The organism is Mycobacterium sp. NGS49 (genome assembly GCF_059812565.1).
This window is the reverse complement of the sequence record NZ_JCALCX010000027.1, coordinates 47637-65713: the sequence shown is the minus strand read 5'-3', so window position 1 is coordinate 65713 and position 18077 is coordinate 47637. Positions and strand designations below refer to the sequence as shown.

The following is an 18077-nucleotide window of genomic DNA, read 5'->3' as shown; positions in this document are numbered from 1 at the left end:
CTGACTCCCAAAGTCGAGCTCAGTGAACGGCTTTCGAGCCGAGCAAGACGCACTGGCAGGTGCAGTTTGTCGGTTCAGCTGGTTATGGAGCCAGGTTGTGATTGACACCGTTTTGAGTCGAGCGCGCAGGCCGGGGAGTGATGGGTGTCGCCGTGCCGGCAGCGTAGGCGACCGGGGCCAGATGGATCAGCGCCCAGTCACGACGTCGATGGTTATGGTCGAGGCGCTTCCTTTGTAACCGGTGTTTAACCGATTTAGGGTGGCTGTGCCGCACACTCCAGGCGGAATGGCGGGCGGCGGCACCTCACCGGCACAAAAGCATTGCAGCGGTTGCGAAATGGCCTCGGGACGGCTATCTTCAGCGCCATTGGCGGGCCGACGGTCGCGGCGAGATCTGACCAGACTTTGGATTAACTCGCCCCCACCGCGATCACCTGGTCCACCTCGAGCGCCCGGTCGGCCATCTCGGCATGTGCTTTGTCCAGCGCCTCGGCCTGATCCTCATCCGCCTTCATCAGCGCCTCGATGTCGAAACCGGCCATGTCGTGGACGCCCATGTCCCGGAAGGCCATCTGCACCTTGTCGCCCCACAACCCGATGTCTTTGACGATGGGCACGATGCGACTGAACAGGTGCGAGCGGAACTGGATCATCAGCGGCGACTTGTCGACCCACTCGGCGCACTCTTGAACGTTCATGCCGAGGGTCTCGAAGACCTCCTCGCCGCGGAACCGGTCGCGCATCAGGTAGCAGGCGTCGACGACGAACTCTTCCCGCTCGTCGCGCTCGGCGTCGGTCAGCGCGGCGTAGTAGTCCTTCAACGAGATTCGGCCGAAGGCGACGTGCCGGGCCTCGTCCTGCATGACGTAGGCCAGCACCTGCTTGGCCAGTGAGTCTGGCGCTGCCATGTCGCGCAGCACCCCGAATGCGGCGAGTGCGAGCCCCTCGATGAGAACCTGCATGCCCAGGTAGGGCATGTCCCAGCGCGAGTCGCGCAAGGTGTCGTCCAGGAGCGCGGTCAGGTTCTTGTTGATCGGGTAGACCAGGCCGATCTTCTCCTGCAGGAACCGCGAGAACGCCTCGACGTGCCGTGCTTCGTCCATGGTCTGGGTGGCCGCGTAGAACTTGGCGTCCAGGTCCGGTACCACCTCGACGATCTTGGCCGCACACACCATCGCCCCCTGCTCGCCGTGCAGGAACTGGGAGAACTGCCAGGCCTGGAAGTGCTGGCGCATCTCGTCGCGCCGTGCGTCGTCTGCGGCGTCCCACATCGGGCTGCCGAACAGCGGATTGAACTCGTCGGGGAGCCCGATCGGGTTGTGCGGGTTGACGTCTTGGCCCCAGTCGATGCGCGACTGGGCATCCCATTGCTTGTCTTTTCCCTTCTGATACAGCGAAAGGAGCCGGGCGCGGCCCTCGTCGTACTCCCACGTGAAGCGCGCGTCGCCAACACTGGGAACTTCCCACGAGTACGGCGTGGGCACGGTCGTGTACTTGTCTCTGGTGGTCATGGGCTGCTACCTCTCCGGCCGGTGTGACCAGTGGTCATATATGACGTGTATCACATTGCACCTCGTTTGGCGACGACCGTCAACCCTGACGGCGGCAAAGGCCGCCATACCCGCACCGAAAATCGTCACGCGGCGGCGGCAGCATGCCGGACCGGCGATGATCCTGAATGCCCCGACCAATCAGCCCGCGGCTTGGGCCGGAGCTCTTCTGGCAGCGTCGGCCGCAAAGAAGCCGCGCACCGCGTCGGCGATCCGGGCCCGGATCGGGGCGCCGGAGACGACCACGTCGACCATGGTCAGCGACAGGTGCGTGTGCCCGCGTGCCTGCACATGCTGGGTGGACACCCCTGCTTTGGCGAGCGCTTCGGCGTACGCGTCGCCTTCGTCGCGCAACGGGTCGAACTCTGCTGAGACCACGACCGCCGGCGGTAGACCCGACAGATCCGGCGTCCGCAGCGGCGCGATCCTGGGGTCATGCCGGATGTCGGGATCGGCGTAGTGATCGAAGAACCATCCCATCAACGGGGCGGTGAGACCGTAGCCGTCGGCATTCTGCTGGTAGGAGCCGCGGGTCTGATCGGAATCGACGACCGGCGTGATCAACGCCTGGCCGGCGATCGTCGGCCAACCCGTGTCCCTGGCCAGTCGGCAGATCACGGTCGCGATGCCGGCTCCGGCGCTCCAGCCGCAGACAACGAGGCGCCCGGGGATGCCGCCGAGTTCTTCGGCGTGCTCGGCGATCCACCGCACTGCCGCCCAGCCGTCATCCAACGCAGCGGGAAATCGGTGTTCGGGTGCGTGCCGGTAGCCCACGGACACCACGAGGGCATCGCTGCGCACGCACAGATCCCGGCACAGCGGATCGTCCGACGTGTGGTCGCCCAGTACCCAACCGCCGCCGTGAAAGTAGACGACCACGGGATGGGGGCCGGGGCTCGCCGGTCGATACAGCCGGTAGTCCAGGGGGCCCGCAGCCCCGGGCAGGGTTCCGTCGACGATTTCCCCGACTTCCGGGCCCGGCGGGCGTGCCAGGTTCATCTCGTTCACGAAGGCGCGCGCCTGCTCGGGTGGCATCGACTCCAGTGGCGGTAGGTCCAACAGCGCCATCTGCTCGAGGACCATCTGGACGTCGGGTTGCAGGCGGCGCACCACGCCGTCGTTGCACTGGGAACCGCCCGGTCCGGACAACGCGAAGCCCAAGTAGTCCCGTGCCACTACCTCTTCACACGTCATCCGGTAGAAGTCGACCCCGGCAGCGTAGGCCATGAAGGTCCGCGGCTTGCCCGGAATATTGGCGCCGACGTACCACGAATTGGCTTGGGGGAAAAGGGTTATCGATGCGGCATCGGCCACGTGCTGCATCCAGCCGGCCTCGGCGAGTCGGGTGGGCTCGATGCGGTCGAATCCGTGATCGTGCAGATACGTCAGTGCGTCGGCGACGAAATCGACGTGTTGCTCGATGGATACCGCCATGTTCGACAGCACCGAGGGGCTCTGTGGACCCGCGATCAGGAAGAGGTTGGGAAATCCCTCGGTCATCAGGCCGAGATAGGTATTCGGGCCATGCGACCATTTCTCCCTCAGCGCAAGCCCGTTGCGCCCGACGATGTCGATCGCCGCGACGGCGCCCGTGATGGCGTCGAAGCCGGTGGCGAAAACGATCGCGTCGAACTCGAAAGATTCGCCGGCCGTGTCGATTCCAGTCGGGGTTACGCCGACCAACGGCTGATCCTGCAGATTCACCAGGCGCACGTGGGGGAGATTGAACGTCGCGTAGTAGCTGGTGTCCAGACAGAGCCGCTTAGCCCCAACTGGATAGGTCTTGGGGCACAGCGCCTCGGCCGTCTTCGGATCGCGCACGATGCCGCGGATCTTGTTATGGATGAATTCGGCGAAGTCCTTGTTGGCCAACGGGTTGCTCATCACGTCGGCGTAGAGGTTGAGTACCTCCAGCAATTCGCCGCGTTGCCAGGCGCGTTCATAGCGCTGCCGGCGTTCCTCGGCGGACACCGAGAATGCCGGGGTGATCGTGCGCTCCACCGGCACTCCGCCGAAGGAGTATTTCGCCGCCTGCCGGTAAGCCGAGTCGTCGGCCAATTGAGCGAGCTTGTCCTGGGAGATCGGACCGTTCTCGGCGGGAATCGAGAAGCAGGGCGTGCGCTGAAAGACCACCACTTGCGCTGCCTGCGCGGCGATCAGCGGAATCGATTGGATCCCCGACGAACCGGTCCCGACGACGCCGACGCGCTTACCGGTGAAGTCGACGGGTTCGTGCGGCCACCGGCTGGTGAAATACGCTTCACCGGTGAAGGTTTCGACGCCGTCGATGTCGAGATCCTTCGGTACCGACAGGCAGCCCGTCGCCAACACCAGGTAGCGACAGGAGACCTCTTCGCCGCCATCGGTGCGCACGCGGTAGCCCGACGAGTCGTCGTCCCAGTGCGCGTGCGTGACCCGGGTGCCGAACTGGATGTCACGCCGAAGGTCGTGCTTGTCGGCGACGTGGTTCAGGTAACGCAGGATCTCGGGCTGCGTTGCATACTTCTCCGACCACTGCCAGTCCCGTGCCCAGTCCGGATCGAAGCTGAACATGTAGTCGACGCTCGGGATGTCGACCCGTGCGCCGGGATAGCGGTTCCAGTGCCAGGTGCCGCCGATGTCCTCGCCGGCCTCGAATATGCGCATCGACACACCCGCCAGTCTCAGCCGGTACGCCGCGTACAGACCGGCGAAGCCGGCGCCCACAACCACGACATCGGGGTGTTGATCAGCCATGTCAATCATCATGACTACTCGAACGCGTTTTGTTTAGTGGCTGTTCATCGACGGCGCTCGCCGCGCGGCCCGTTGTGACGCGTGCTCCGGTGAGTTGGTGACCGCAGCCCCACGTCGGCACGGACTTTAGCCTCTACCCGCATCGGCCGGGGTGACCCACGATGGCAGTCAGCCGCCATCGATGATCGCGGCTGATGAGAGAGGTTCGCACCATGCCGACGAAACTGGGAGCGGCTCCGCTGGCCGCGGCGGCGACTACCGCAGGCAACAGCGAGCAGTCGGAGAACGACGATCGCCGCCGCGACGAGATCGACGCGATGGTGGACACCGCCGCTGCCGCCGCCGCCGAATTCCGCAAGCTCGATCAGGCTCAGGTGGACCGCATCGTCGAGGCGATGGTGCGCGCCGGGCTCCGTGCCGCGGCGGAGTTGGCGGGCTTGGCGATCGAGGAAACCGGTTTCGGAGTCTTCGAGGACAAGGTCGTCAAGAACTACGTGGCAACCGAGTTCCTGCACGACTATCTGCGCGACAAGAAGTCGGTGGGGGTGATCGACGAGGACATCGAGAACAACATCGTCCACGTCGCCGAACCGATCGGCGTGGTGCTCGCGATCACCCCGGTGACCAACCCGACGTCGACGGTGTTGTTCAAAGCGATCGTGGCCGCGAAGACCCGCAACGCCATCGTGTTCCGGCCGTCACCGTATGCGGTGCGGTCCTGCCAACGCAGCGTTGAGATCATGCGCGCGGCGGCCGAAGCCGCGGGGATGCCGGAAGGTGCGCTGCAGATCATTCCGGATGCCGCCCACGAGGTGACGCATTACCTGTTCAAGCACCCCAAGGTCGACTTCATCTGGGTGACCGGCGGACCGAAGATCGTGGCGCTGGCCAGTGCGACCGGGAAACCGGGGCTCTGCGTAGGGCCCGGAAACGCCCCCATCTACATCCACAAGACTGCCGACGTCAGGGGTGCCGTCGTCGATATCCTCATCTCGAAAACCTTTGACTCTTCGGTGATCTGCCCCGCTGAGCAGACATGCATCATCGACGACGAGGTGTACGACGCGATGATCACCGAGTTCGAGCGGATGGGTGCGCGGCTGCTCACCGACGACGAGGCCGCCGCGATAACCCGGTTCGCGTTCGGCTGTGGCGACAAGATCTCTCTCGACGCGCTGGGGCAGAAAGCTCCGGAACTCGCTGCGCGAGCGGGTTTTTCGGTGTCGCCGACGGTGAAGGTGTTGCTGGCCCCGCTGCCGGCGGACCTCGACGAACTCGCCGCACACCCGCTGGTACAGGAGAAGTTGATGCCCGTCCTCGGCGTGGTTCGGGCCCGCGACGTCCACCATGCGATCGATGTCGCGGTGCTGGTGACAGAACACGGCGGGCTGGGCCACACGTCGGCGGTCTACTCCAACGATCAGGCGGTGATCGACGCCTACAGCAAGGCGGTACGCACCGGCCGTATCCTGGTGAACTCGCCAACCGCGGTCGGGGCGCTCGGCGGCGTCTACAACAATCTGACCCCGACCTTCTCGCTGGGATGCGGAACGTGGGGCGGGTCGAGCACGACCGAGAACGTCAACTATCGCCAGCTGCTCAACATCAAAACCGTGGCGAAACGGCGAACGCCGCCACAGTGGTTCCGGGTCCCGTCCAACACCTACTTCAACGCCGGGGCACTGGAGAATCTGCGTGACCTCGCCTGCGACACCGTCGTGGTGGTCACCGATGCGGTCAGCGACGAGCGGGGTGTGGTCGACCTGGTGCGCGGCAAGATGCGCACCCGCCACGTGCAGGTGTTCGCTGAGGTGACGCCGGAACCGGACGAGACGATGATCCGCCGCGGCGTCGAGCTGCTGCAACGCGTGCAACCCGAGGTCCTCATCGCCGTGGGCGGCGGTTCGGTGCTCGATGCAGGCAAGGCGATGCGGCTGTTCTACGAGCACCCGGAGATGACCCTCGACGAATTGACCATGCCCTTCCTCGACCCCCGCAAGCGCGTGGCGGACTATCCGACCGACCGGCACCGCCTCCAATTGGTTGCCATTCCAACGACTTCGGGCACCGGCTCGGAAGTGTCACCGGCCGCGGTGCTGACCGTGAACGGCAAGAAGGAGACGTTGGTCGACTACAGCCTGGTGCCCGATCTCGCCATCATCGACCCGGAGCTGGCGGCGTCGATGCCGCCGGTGCTGACCGCGGACACGGGTATCGACGCGCTGACGCACGCGTTGGAGGCGGTGGTGTCCATCTTCGCGTCGCCGTACACCGATGCGCTGTGCGCACAGGCGGCGCGGCTGATCTTCGAGGGGCTGCCCCGGGCGTACCGCGACCCCGACGATCTGGCCGCACGCACCGACATGTCGAACGCGGCGACATTGGCCGGGCTGGCCTTCTCGAATGCGTTCGTCGGGACCAACCATGCGCTGGCCCACGCCGTCGGCGCGAAGTTCGGCATCGCGCACGGCCGCGCGAACGCGATCTTCCTGCCGCATGTGCTCCGCTACAACTCGGGCCTGCCAAGCAAATTCATGCCGGCTCCCGGCTACTCGGCCTACATCGCTCCGGACAAGTACGCCCAGATCGGCCAGCTCATCTTCGGTGGCCACGAACCCGAAGACAGCCGCAGCCGACTCTTCCAAGGGGTCGAGGACCTGCTGGAGCGGGTCGACATGCCGCGCTCGCTGCGCGACATGGGCATTGCCGAAGACGAGTTCGTTGCTGCGCTGCCGGCGCTGGCCATGACCGCCTTCCAGGACCTCAGCAACCGGACCAATCCGCGGATGCCGCTGGTCAGTGAGATCACGGAGTTGCTGCGGCTGGGATATTACGGAGCTACCGGGTGAGTGCCGCGGTGACGGGATCGGGCACCGTCCCGACCGCGACCCAGACTTGTTGTTTCTGAACGCCTTTCAGGCAATCACCGGCAGCGCGTACGTCACCGAGGGTGATATCAGGGGCCAATTTCTGTTGAACTGGCGATGCCGGGCGCCGCGGGTGGCAGGATGAATCGGCAGTCATCCCGCTGAGGTGGTGGTCATGGGGCACCAGCAGTTGCAGCCTGGTCAGGTCTTCGCCGGTTATATCGTCGAGCGTCTTCTCGGTGTCGGTGGGATGGGCGCGGTCTATCTGGCCCGCCACCCGAACCTGCCGAAACTCGTGGCGCTGAAGTTGCTCACTCCAGCCATGACCGACGATGACGACGTTCGTGTGCGTTTCCTGCGCGAGGCCGACCACGTCGCGCGTCTGGACCATCCCAACATCGTCGCCGTCTACGACCGGGGTGATCAGGACGGGCAGTTGTGGATCGCGATGCAGTACGTCGATGGTTCCGATGCTGCGGCAGTGGTCCGCGAGGGGCCGTTGCCTTCGGCGCGCGCCGTGCGGATTATCGCCGAGACCGCCAAGGCACTGGACTTCGCCCACGCCGCCGACGTGCTGCACCGCGACGTCAAGCCCGCCAACATCCTGCTCACCCGACCGATCGCGGGAGAGCCCGAACGAGTGCTGCTCGCCGACTTCGGCATCGCCAAAGCCCTCGACGACCGGGCCGGGCTCACCGCGACCGGCATGTTCGCCGGCAGCCTGCAGTACGCGGCCCCCGAGCAGTTCAACCCCGCCGTCACCCTGGATGCTCGCGCCGATGAGTACGCCCTGGGCTGCACCCTCTACCACCTGCTGACCGGATCGGTGCCCTACCCGGGCCGCAGCCCCGAGCAGTGGATGTACGGACATCTGCATCTGCCCGTCCCGTTACCCAGCCAGACCCCCGCCGCTCGGCAGGCCGGCATCCCGGCGGGGATGGACGCGGTGATCCAGCGTGCGATGGCCAAGAACCGCGATGACCGCTACCCGAGCTGCGCCGCGCTGGCCGGCGCTGCGCAACACGCGCTGGACACGGCAGCTGACCTGACCATGCCGGCATCCCGCCCGGGCGCGCGTGGCGAGGTTTCCACCCAGTTACGGAGCGCTGATGCGGCGCGACCGGTGGCCCGCTCGAAGCGCAAGTGGTTGATCGCGTCGCTGGTGGTGCTGCTCATCGCAGCCGTGGGTGCCGGTGTGGTGCTGCTCCGTAACGTATTGTCGCCCAAGGTGACTGGCGCGGAGTTGGTTCTCACCGCGGCCACCGACCCGGGTGCGGATCCGTTCATGCCGCCCGCGGGCTCGCCGCCGCCGAGCAACACGCAGCCGCCGCCCACCCTGCCGCCCCGCGGTGACGGGACCCCGGTGGCCACCCAGCCGCTGCCCGGTGACCGCGAGGGCCTCTACGGTGGCACCCTGAACAACGCCGAGTGTGACCGCGACAAGATGATCGCGTTCCTGGGCAGCCACCCCGCTCAGGCCGCCGCGTTCGTGGCTGCACTCAACACCGACCCGAGCCTGTCCTGGAGCGGCACGCCCCCGCTGACGCCTGCCGACATCCCGACGTACCTGCGCGAACTCACCCCAATGCTGCTGCGACTCGACACCCGGGTCACCAATCACGGATTCGACGGAAGACATCCCACCACCCTGCAATCGGTCTTTCAGGCCGGCACCGGGGTGTTCGTCGACGACCACGGGGTTCCCCGCGTCCGCTGCTACTGCGGCAACCCGCTGACCGCGCCGGTCGCGTTGACCGGCGATCCGGAACCTGTCGGCGCCGCCTGGGCGGGTTATCGCCCCGCAGCCCTGGCCGCGGTCCAGCCCAGTCCGGCGACCATCACCACCTTCGTTCTCGTCGACGTCGTCACCGGCCGGGCCTTCAACCGGCCCGCCGGCACCAACGGCAGCAACGACACGCCACGCAGCCAACCCGTCCCGCCACCCCAACCCGCGCCCAGCACGCCCGGCGCCGGGCCAGGGCCGACCCAACCTGAGATCGACGGCACCTACCTCTTGCACTACCTCACCAAGTCCTGCGGACCGCTGGGCACTGACGCGACCATCACCATCACCCACCAAGGCAGCAGCCTGACCCTGGTGCCCACATCAGGGACCACCTTCACCGGCACCATCAACGCCGACGGATCGTTCGTGCTCAGCGCCGAAGGAATCACGATGCGGGGTGTCTTCGTCACCCAAGGCGGCCACACCGTCATCCGCGACGGCACCTGGCAGCACCCTGCCTGCGGCGGCACCTTCGAGGGCACCAAGCAGTGAACGGCAGCCCGGGATCGCTTCCGCAACTGCACTCTTGAGCGCGCCGTCACGCGCTCCCGCACCCCGAGCCCTCCGATGTGGAACATCGGCGCGACCGTGATTGTCCATTGCCGCGGCTCAGATCTGTTGTCTCTGAACGCCTTCCGCTCAATCGCCGGTTGCGCATTCATCACCGGAACACCGAGCCGGTATGCGGCGCCAGGCTAAAGCAACTTGTGAGCTGTGCCGGTCATATCGCGGGCCGGGCGTTCAATCGTCGGCCACGAAAAGGGGGTGCCAAAATTCTGTTGAATTGCCGATGCCGGGCGCGGCGGGTGGCAGGATGTTTGGGCAGGCCTCTCGTTGAGGTGGTGGTGATGGGGCACCAGCGGTTGCAGCCTGGTGAGATCTTCGCCGGTTACCGGGTGGAGCGGCTTCTCGGTGTCGGCGGGATGGGCGCGGTCTACCTGGCCCGCCACCCGAACCTGCCGAAGCTCGTCGCTTTGAAGTTGCTCAGCCGGGCCATGACCGACGACGACGTGCGTGCTCGTTTCCTGCGCGAGGCCGACCATGTCGCGCGTCTGGACCATCCCAATATCGTCGCCGTCTACGACCGGGGTGACCAGGACGGGCAGTTGTGGATCGCGATGCAGTACATCGACGGTTCCGACGCTGCCGAAGCGGTACGCGAGCGGCCGTTGCCCGCGGCGCGCGCCGTGCGCATCATCGCCGAGACCGCCAAGGCACTGGACTTCGCCCACAAAGCGGACGTCCTGCACCGCGACGTGAAACCCGCCAACATCCTGCTCACCCGACCCATCGCAGGCGAGCCCGAACGGGTCCTGCTCGCCGACTTCGGCATCGCCAAAGCCCTCGACGACCGTACCGGGATCACCGCGACCGGCATGTTCCACGCCAGCCTGCAGTACGCGGCGCCCGAACAACTCAACGCTTCGATCACCCTGGATGCCCGCGCCGACGTGTACGCCCTGGGCTGCACCCTTTATCACCTGCTGACCGGATCGGTGCCCTACCCGGGCCACAACCCCGAACAGCTGATATACGGACACCTGCACCTGCCTGTCCCGCTACCGAGCCGGACCCCCGCCGCTCAGCAGGCCGGCATCCCGGCGGGCATGGACGCCGTCGTCCAACGAGCGATGGCGAAAGACCGCACTCAGCGCTACCCCACCTGTGGTGCCTTGGCTGCCGCCGCACAACGCGCGCTGGACTCGACGGCGGGGGAGGCCACCGTCGCGGGCCCGCTCGGCACGCATCCGTCCGAGGGGGTTTCCACCCAGCTGCGTCAGGGTCCGCCCCCGCAGCCGAAGCCGCCCCGGGCCGCCGCCGTTTCTCCACCGGCGAGCCGGTCGAAGCGCACGTGGTTGATCCCCGCCGTGGTGATCCTGCTCATCGCAGCCGTAGGGGGCGTGGTGCTATTCCGAAACGTGTTGTCGCCCAAGCCAGCCGGCGCGGAGTTGCTGCTCACCGCGGCCACCGATCCCGGGGTTACCCCGTTCATGCCTCCCGCGGCGTCGCCGCCGCCGACCAACACCAAGCCGCCGCCCACCCTGCAACCGCACGGCGGCGGCACCCCGGTGGCCACCCAGCCGCTGCCCGGTGACCGCGAGGGCCTCTACGGCGGCACCCTGAACAACGCCGAGTGCGACCGCGACAAGATGATTGCCTTCTTGATTACCCATCCCGCCCAGGCCGGCGCTTTCGTCGAAGCGCTCAATACCGATGCCAGCCTGTCTTGGACCGGCGGACGCCCCCTGACCGCCGCCGACATCCCCACCTACCTGCGCGAACTCACCCCAATGCTGCTGCGACTGGACACCCGGGTCACCAATCACGGATTCGACGGAACACGTCCCACCACCCTGCAATCGGTCTTTCAGGCGGGCACCGGTGTGTTCGTCGACGCCCACGGGGTTCCCCGTGCCCGTTGCTACTGCGGCAATCCCCTGACCGCGCCGGTCACGTTGACCGGCGATCCGGAGCCCGTCGGCGCCGCCTGGGCCGGCTACAACCCCGCAGCCCTGGCGGCGGTCCAGCCCAGTTCGGCGACCATCACCAACTTCGTTCTCGTCGACGTCGTCACCGGGCAAGGCTTCAACCGGCCCGCCGGCACCGCCGGCGCCGACGACACGGTCCGCGCCCAGCCCGTACCACCACCTGAACCGGCACCCACTGCCGGGCAAGGGGCGCCAGCGGCGATCGAAGGCACCTACCTGTTGCACTCCCTCACGACCTCGTGCGGCCAGATGCCCCCTGACGAAACCTTCGCCGTGGCCCGTCAAGGCAACACGCTGACCTTGGGTCCATTCAAACTTGGGGCCGTTTACACCGGCCCCCTTAACGCCGACGGATCATTCTCGACCCGCAGCAGCTGGGGCGGAAGCTCGATCGGGGGTGTCTTCGCCACCGAGGGCGGCCGCACCATGATCCGTGACGGGACATATGACGCCGACCCGACAACCGAGAATCCCAGGGGCTGCCGCGTCACCTTTGAGGCCACCAGGCAGTGATCTCGTCGAGCACGCTTGCGGCAGCCCGGGACTTCGCCCAGTTGTGATGATGAAGGGCCGCGCGATACAGGTGACGTCTTCAGCGCACAGGTCTCTGCTTGCCCGGGCGCGGTGAACACCCCGGCACCTCCGCTGCGAATGCGACCGTCTGCAGCGGAGGCCGGGACGTCGCACCCGCACCCAGTCGTGGCGCGACTCCCTCACTACTCGTTATCAGGCGCCGTTGGTGCCTTCAAGCTTCCCAGGTGTGAAGGTGACCGGGATCGACGTCAGTCATTCGAGAAATTCGATGTCAGACGTGTGACAGGCCCCGCAATCTGCATATCGGGCATCCGGAGCATCAATTCTTCGAACAGGACCCGCAATTCGAGCCGGGCAAGGGGGTTGCCGAGGCAGAAGTGCGCTCCGCCGCCTCCGAATGCCCCATGCGGAGGCTTCACTCCCTCTTCGAGCTGCACGACTGCTGATCGCGTTGCGGCGCAAGAATTCCGCAAGAATTGCGCGAACCTCCGGCAAGTGACCGCTCGTAGAACTAACAACATGTTGCGATTAACAATTTTGGGTCTGACCACGGTTGGCTCTCTGTTCATCGGTTCGGAACTGGCTGCAGGTAGCGCTCAAGCTGATCCCGCTCCGATGGTCTGCCAGGATGGAAGCACGTTAGCCACCCCGACCAACAGCTGCACCTACCAATGGTGCCCAGGCTCACCGATCCTGAAGAACATGCCCAATTGGGACATGAACGTCTGCCACCCTTGGTATTTCGACGAGAACAGCCCGCTGACCAACTCGACCATCATTGAAGGATTTCCGCCGCCGTATCCGCCAGCGCCGCCATGCATACCCCTTGTCACAAGACTCATTTGCGAGTGACTGTAGGTGCGGCCGCTAGCTCTTGCGCGATCGCGCCGGATTCCACAACTCACTGCGCGTCACGGTGTCTGACTGTTGTCGCGCGGGCGCAGCTCCGGGGCAATAGGCACCACGTCCTGCAGCGTGCGCAGCTCAGGAACCCGTGGCGGCGTGAGAGAGGGCCCGCGGGTCCCGCAGCGCCGTAAGGAGAGACGCGTGACCGGTATCGGTGTCGCTATGGGGGCGATATCACCGATTCGTCCGAACGTGATCTGGGCGATGGACTTCCAGTTCGGCACCACCGCCGATGGCCGCACCTTGAAGATGCTGAACGTGATCGACGAGTTCACTCGATTCAACAGCGCCGGTACACTTTTCATCGATCCCGGTTCGCCCTGGCAGAATGCATGGATCGAGTCGTTTAATGGCAGGCCAGGCGATAAACTGCTCAACTACTTGCGGTTTGACTCGCTGCTGGAAGCCCGCATGAACATCGAGGACTGGCGCTGCGACTACAACGCCAACCGACCACACCGATACCTGCCCCAACAAGCCAACCCCGCCACCACCTACACCGCACGACCCAAAGCCAGACCAGGCTAACGCCTCGATACCCACCACCGCGTAGGCACCGATCGCATCGACCAATACGAAAAACTCACCCTGCGCCACGCCGGCCGCCTAGACAACCTCGGCATCGGCCGAACCCACGTACTGGTCCTCGTCCAAGACCTCAACATCAGAATCATCAACGCCACCACCGGCGAACTCCTCCGCCAGCTAACACTCGACCCCGCCAGGGACTACCGACCACGCGGCACCCCCACCGGTCGCCCAAAAAAACGAGGGTTCGGACTATGCCGATGTCTTGATACATCACTTGAAGCCGATAACGGGAATAGGACCCGCGTACTCACGCTTGGGAAGTATCTCGCTGTGCGAATATGCGAGCGGAAACGGCTGGTAGACGGGCTGCTGGGACACCGCGAAAATCGGCAATACCTGCGACAACGTGCGCGGCTCGCTTCGCGATCGTGATTGACCGCTCGACGAGGCTGATCGAGGATGGGTGATCGTGCGTCGGCTCGCTATCGTCCTGATGACCGTGGCTTGCAGCGCGGGCTGCGGGTCGCCAGGGGGTGGTCCCGCGGCGCCGGGTTCGACAACCGTCACCCCAGCTTCTGGTGCGATCGCGACCGGCTCCACTCCTGCATCCCCGACCAACGGGGTGCCCCCGGTTTCCCCAGAGGCGCGCGCGGTGGGTTTCGTCGACGTTCGGACGGCCGTTCCCAATGCGATCATTGATCTCCGCTACGCCACGTCAAACAATTTCGTACACGCGCCCTTGTATCCCGCCGATGCCCGGTGCCTGGTGCACGAATCCATGGCGCCGGGTCTGGCTGCGGCGGCGGGGGCTTTGCATCAGGGAGAAGCGTTGGTCTTCTGGGACTGCTACCGGCCGCACGACGTGCAGGTCCGGCAGTTCCAGGCGGTGCCCGATCCAAATTGGGTGGCCCGCCCGGGCCAGTTTTCGCGCAGCCACGAGGCGGGGCGCTCGGTTGACCTAACGATCGCGAACGCCCAAGAACAGTGCCCGCCAGGAAACCGCGTGGGCGGTCTGTGCCTGACCGACATGGGCACAGACTTCGACGAATTTTCTTCTCGTGCAAATGCCTTCGCAACCCAGGGGGTCAGTGAAACCGAGCAGGCCAACCGCGCCCGGCTGCGCGAAGCCATGGGCATCGGTGGGCTGACCCCATACTCAGGCGAGTGGTGGCACTTCGACGGTCCCGACGCGAACGTCGGGCGCCCGATTATCAACGTTCCCGTGAACTGAGCCGGTTATCGGATCGCCGAACGGCGCATGGTCGCGTAAATCGTGAAGGTCCGGTGTTGCGACGCCGAGTAGTAAGTGGATGTATAGGAAAGCGTGCCATCGTCGCGCGGGGTGAGAGTGACCTCCGCTGGCACACAGCTGCCGCGCGTGATCCGTTCGGAGATCAACCGCATCCCGTTGTCTCCGACGCCATGCTGGGTCCATGTGCCCGCGCAGCCGATTTGGGGATAGCTGACGGTGCCGGTGAGCTGTGCACCGTCAACGATGTCGGCGTTCACGTCGAAGCCGGTTTGGTCGCCGGAGACGGGTCCGGACCAATCGCCGCTCAGCGACGTAGTGGCCTCGGTCGGCTTGGTGGAGGATGACGTGGGAGACGTGGCCGCGGGAGGGTTGGAGACGGACGACGTTGGAGCGGAGCCCGGCGTTGATGCCCCATCGCCGGAGTGCTCGCTGGCGCCGTTACGTCCCGCAAAGACGGCGGCGGTCACAATCACGGCGGCCAGCACCGCGGCAGCCCCGAGGCCGATCGCAACCTTGCCGCGCGTCGAAAACCCGCGGCCTCGAGCACCTGCTGGCGGTGCCGGACCTTCCGCAGGCCGCACCGGCGGGCTCGGGTGGCTCGGCGCGCTTGGGCTGCCCAAATAGGTGGGCGCGGCGGCCCACACCGTATCCGCGTGCCCGGCGTCGCCGACTACCCCAGCAGGCGGGCGCTGCAACTCGGTGTTCAGCTCGGCGTGCGGCGCGGCCATGGTCGGCGCTGCCGGGGACGGGATGGGCCGCGGCACTGGGGTGGTGATGGCGTCTTGGGCGGCGCTCGCCAACTCCAGGGTGGTGGCGTAGCGCTGGCCGGGGTCTTTGGCCATGCCGGTGGCGATCACCTGGTCGAGCAGTGGCGGCAGGCCCGCGTGCATCATCGATGGCCGCGGCGGCGGCATGGTCAGATGAGCGGTGATCTGTTGCTCGATGCTTTTGCCGGGAAAGGGCTTCGACCCGGTCAGGCACTCGTACAGCACGCAGGCCAAGGCGTAGATGTCGCCGCGGGGATCGTTCTGGCCGCTGCTGATGCGCTCGGGGGCCATGTAGGCCCAGGTGCCGATCACTGTGCCGGCGCTGGTCAGCGAGGTTTCGCCGACGGCGCGGGCGATGCCGAAGTCGATCAGGTAGGCGAAGTCGTGCTCGGCGACAAGGATGTTCGACGGCTTGACGTCGCGGTGCACCAACCCGATCCGGTGCGCCGCGTGTAGCGCCGAGGCGATCTGGTCGATGATCGCTAGTGCCCGTGCCGGCGGCAGGGGGCCGTCGGCCAGCATGCTGTGCAGGTCGCGGCCCCTGATCAGCCGCATGGTCACAAACAGGCGTCCCTCGATTTCCCCGAAGTCATAGATCGGCACCACATGGGGCTCGTCGAGTCCGGCGGCGGCGTGAGCCTCCCGGCGAAACCGCTCCTGATAGACATCGTCGTCGGCGAATTCTTCCGGTAACACCTTGAGCGCCACGGTCCGATCCATCACGGTGTCATAAGCTCGCCACACCGCGCCCATGCCGCCGCGGCCCAGCAACTCGATCAACCGGTAGCGTCCGAATGGCGTGCCCTCAGCCAAGGGCCCCGGCGGTGTCTGCGTAGTGTCCATCCGCTCGCCCCATTCGACGGAGTTCCCTTGGTCTGGCCGCACGCCGGTGAGCGCCATGACCGACGTCAGGATCGCCTGTCTCGTTGTTGCCCGTGCCTGTAATTCTTTCGCGGCATGGCGGATGGGTGTAGGGCCGATTGTCCCTCGGTGCGGTGACCATTTTGGTGCGAGCCGGTGCAACCATCGACCCGACCAGGGACTACCAGGAGCGCCCTGCGGCCGCCCAGTGAAAAAGCCCTGAACCCCAAATGCAGGTTCAGAGCTATTCCACTGTCCTGAAACATCACATGGAGCCGATGACGGGAAGCGGACCCGCGTATTCAGCTTGGGAACGTTTCTAGCGGTCTCTCGGACGCGACTTCGTTCTGCAAGGGGGCAGGGCACGCTAATTGGGCGACGACACCGAAATGATCGCTGGGCCAGACACCGCGGCGCGGCGCGTCGCACACGACGGCCGCGTCGAGCACCTCGCCCGCGCCGTCAGCGGTGCCCACGCCTACGAAGATGTAGTCGATGCGCTGATCCGGTGTCGGGTCCTGCGCCGTGTACGGGTTGGTGTTGTTCCAGGTGAAGCCAAGCTCACCAGGATGGGCCACCTCGAAGGCGTCAAACAGCTGAAAGCTGCGACCGTCCAATGCGTGCGGGCCGCCAATGAATAGCACCTCGGGAGATTGCGGGTGGGCGTTGAAGTCGCCACAGACAATCGGGGGGAAATCGCTAGAGCCCGTTCCGACGAAATCGGCGAGTTGACGGACCTGCCTCTCGCGCACCCAGCCCTCGTCCAACCGGTAAGACAAGTGCGTTGAGGTGACCGACACCAGACGGTTGCGAACGCGGACATCCACGGTCAGCGCGCCGCGAGGCTCGATATTTGAGGCCCCCGCCAGGGTCAGCTGGAGCGACCGCGAGTCGACGATCGGCCAGCGGCTCAGGACCGCGTTGCCGAAATCGCTGCGGCCGGAGCGGACGTATGCGGCGGCGTACACCGCGTTCATCCCGATCTGCTCGGCCAGCCACGTCGCCTGACACAATTCCGGTGACCGAGTCACCTCCTGCAACGCGACCACATCAGGGCGAATCTCGGTGAACCAGTCGACGAGCGCGTGCTTGCGCTCCTCCCAAAGGTGATCGCCCCAAATGTTCAACGTCAGCACCGTCAGCACATCGTCCTGATCGGGTGACGTCACCCCTCGACCCTATGTGGCACGACCTCTACGCGGAGATGTTGGCGCCCCGGCAACGATCAGCGCCTGGCTGGGCATAGACCCGTAGTGATGATCCCCTGGCAGCGGCCACTAGAGATACGTTGAGAACATGAGTGCTGCCGGCATCGTCCTCGTAGCACTCGCGATCGCCGTCGGAATCATCGGCATCGTGGTGCCGCTATTGCCGGGCACGCTGCTGGTGTTCGGCGCGATCGTGGTGTGGGCCGTCGTCGAGAACAACATCACCGCGTGGGTGACGCTCGGCGTGGTGGCCGCGCTGCTCGGTGTGGCGACATTGATCAAATACACCTGGCCGGTGAAGCGGATGCGGGCCGCCGACGTGCGCACGCTGAGTCTGATGGCGGGCGCGGTTGTGGGCCTCGTTGGTTTCTTCGTAATACCGGTGATCGGCCTGGTGATCGGCTTCGTGCTGGGTGTCTACGTGGCGGAGCTGGCCGCCCGCGGAGACCAGCGGGTGGCATGGACCTCGACGAAGCACGCTGTGAAAGGTGTCGCGTTGTCGATGGGTGTCGAGTTGGCTGCCGCACTGCTCGCCACCGTCGCGTGGGTGGCTGGGGTGTACCTAACTCAGTAGGCGCCTGGCTGACCAG

Annotated in this window: 10 protein-coding genes and 2 pseudogenes; 6 read left to right on the top strand and 6 right to left on the bottom strand. The window is 65.8% G+C overall.

All coding sequences use genetic code 11. The features are described 5' to 3' along the window. Positions 1 to 410: 410 nt before the first annotated feature. Both AC5Y7D_RS23860 and AC5Y7D_RS23855 read right to left on the bottom strand, forming a co-directional pair. Positions 411 to 1511: a ferritin-like domain-containing protein gene (locus tag AC5Y7D_RS23860; protein ID WP_499928309.1), complete on the bottom strand. Its 1101-nt coding sequence runs from the start codon at positions 1509 to 1511 to the stop codon at positions 411 to 413. A 180-nt stretch (positions 1512 to 1691) separates the two neighbouring features. Then, positions 1692 to 4295: a flavin-containing monooxygenase gene (locus AC5Y7D_RS23855; protein WP_499928308.1), complete on the bottom strand. Its 2604-nt coding sequence runs from the start codon at positions 4293 to 4295 to the stop codon at positions 1692 to 1694. Positions 4296 to 4498: 203 nt separating this feature from the next. Between AC5Y7D_RS23855 and adhE the strand changes: the two genes are divergently transcribed. From adhE to AC5Y7D_RS23840, 3 genes are all read left to right on the top strand, one after another. Next, positions 4499 to 7135 carry a bifunctional acetaldehyde-CoA/alcohol dehydrogenase gene (adhE, locus tag AC5Y7D_RS23850; RefSeq protein ID WP_499928307.1) on the top strand — a complete coding sequence of 879 codons (2637 nt, stop codon included), beginning with the start codon at positions 4499 to 4501 and terminating at the stop codon, positions 7133 to 7135. 193 nt (positions 7136 to 7328) lie between these two features. Continuing rightward, positions 7329 to 9431, top strand: a complete 2103-nt coding sequence (locus AC5Y7D_RS23845) for a DUF6777 domain-containing protein (protein WP_499928306.1) — start codon at positions 7329 to 7331, stop codon at positions 9429 to 9431. A 356-nt stretch (positions 9432 to 9787) separates the two neighbouring features. Then, the gene (locus AC5Y7D_RS23840; protein WP_499928305.1) at positions 9788 to 11941 is read left to right on the top strand and encodes a DUF6777 domain-containing protein; all 2154 of its coding nucleotides are present in this window, start codon (positions 9788 to 9790) and stop codon (positions 11939 to 11941) included. A gap of 213 nt (positions 11942 to 12154) precedes the next feature. Here AC5Y7D_RS23840 and AC5Y7D_RS23835 read toward each other — a convergent pair. Both AC5Y7D_RS23835 and AC5Y7D_RS23830 read right to left on the bottom strand, forming a co-directional pair. Then, a pseudogene (locus tag AC5Y7D_RS23835) lies at positions 12155 to 12372 on the bottom strand (cytochrome P450); the annotation flags it as partial. A gap of 255 nt (positions 12373 to 12627) precedes the next feature. Then, a complete protein-coding gene (locus AC5Y7D_RS23830; protein ID WP_499928304.1) occupies positions 12628 to 12804 on the bottom strand; it encodes a hypothetical protein in 177 nt (58 codons plus the stop codon). Between the two features lie 166 nt (positions 12805 to 12970). On the opposite strand from AC5Y7D_RS23830, the pseudogene AC5Y7D_RS23825 reads away from it, so the two are divergent. Beyond that, positions 12971 to 13396, top strand: a pseudogene (locus tag AC5Y7D_RS23825) (integrase core domain-containing protein); the annotation flags it as partial. Between the two features lie 496 nt (positions 13397 to 13892). Beyond that, positions 13893 to 14630, top strand: a complete 738-nt coding sequence (locus AC5Y7D_RS23820) for a M15 family metallopeptidase (protein ID WP_499928320.1) — start codon at positions 13893 to 13895, stop codon at positions 14628 to 14630. A 5-nt stretch (positions 14631 to 14635) separates the two neighbouring features. On the opposite strand, the gene AC5Y7D_RS23815 is transcribed toward AC5Y7D_RS23820, so the two are convergent. Both AC5Y7D_RS23815 and AC5Y7D_RS23810 read right to left on the bottom strand, forming a co-directional pair. After that, complete coding sequence (locus AC5Y7D_RS23815) at positions 14636 to 16261, bottom strand: serine/threonine-protein kinase (protein ID WP_499928303.1); 1626 nt, start codon at positions 16259 to 16261, stop codon at positions 14636 to 14638. Positions 16262 to 16581: 320 nt separating this feature from the next. Next, positions 16582 to 17424 carry an endonuclease/exonuclease/phosphatase family protein gene (locus AC5Y7D_RS23810; protein ID WP_499928302.1) on the bottom strand — a complete coding sequence of 281 codons (843 nt, stop codon included), beginning with the start codon at positions 17422 to 17424 and terminating at the stop codon, positions 16582 to 16584. Positions 17425 to 17575: 151 nt separating this feature from the next. Here AC5Y7D_RS23810 and AC5Y7D_RS23805 point away from each other — a divergent pair, with 151 nt between their 5' ends. Beyond that, positions 17576 to 18061: a DUF456 domain-containing protein gene (locus tag AC5Y7D_RS23805; RefSeq protein WP_499928300.1), complete on the top strand. Its 486-nt coding sequence runs from the start codon at positions 17576 to 17578 to the stop codon at positions 18059 to 18061. The last annotated feature ends 16 nt before the right edge of the window (positions 18062 to 18077 follow it).

Coding starts and splice junctions, on each gene's coding strand:
- AC5Y7D_RS23860 (WP_499928309.1), bottom strand. CDS start 1,511: ATGACCACCAGAGACAAGTACACGACCGTGCCCACGCCGTACTCGTGG.
- AC5Y7D_RS23855 (WP_499928308.1), bottom strand. CDS start 4,295: ATGATTGACATGGCTGATCAACACCCCGATGTCGTGGTTGTGGGCGCC.
- adhE (WP_499928307.1), top strand. CDS start 4,499: ATGCCGACGAAACTGGGAGCGGCTCCGCTGGCCGCGGCGGCGACTACC.
- AC5Y7D_RS23845 (WP_499928306.1), top strand. CDS start 7,329: ATGGGGCACCAGCAGTTGCAGCCTGGTCAGGTCTTCGCCGGTTATATC.
- AC5Y7D_RS23840 (WP_499928305.1), top strand. CDS start 9,788: ATGGGGCACCAGCGGTTGCAGCCTGGTGAGATCTTCGCCGGTTACCGG.
- AC5Y7D_RS23830 (WP_499928304.1), bottom strand. CDS start 12,804: ATGAGTCTTGTGACAAGGGGTATGCATGGCGGCGCTGGCGGATACGGC.
- AC5Y7D_RS23820 (WP_499928320.1), top strand. CDS start 13,893: ATGACCGTGGCTTGCAGCGCGGGCTGCGGGTCGCCAGGGGGTGGTCCC.
- AC5Y7D_RS23815 (WP_499928303.1), bottom strand. CDS start 16,261: ATGGACACTACGCAGACACCGCCGGGGCCCTTGGCTGAGGGCACGCCA.
- AC5Y7D_RS23805 (WP_499928300.1), top strand. CDS start 17,576: ATGAGTGCTGCCGGCATCGTCCTCGTAGCACTCGCGATCGCCGTCGGA.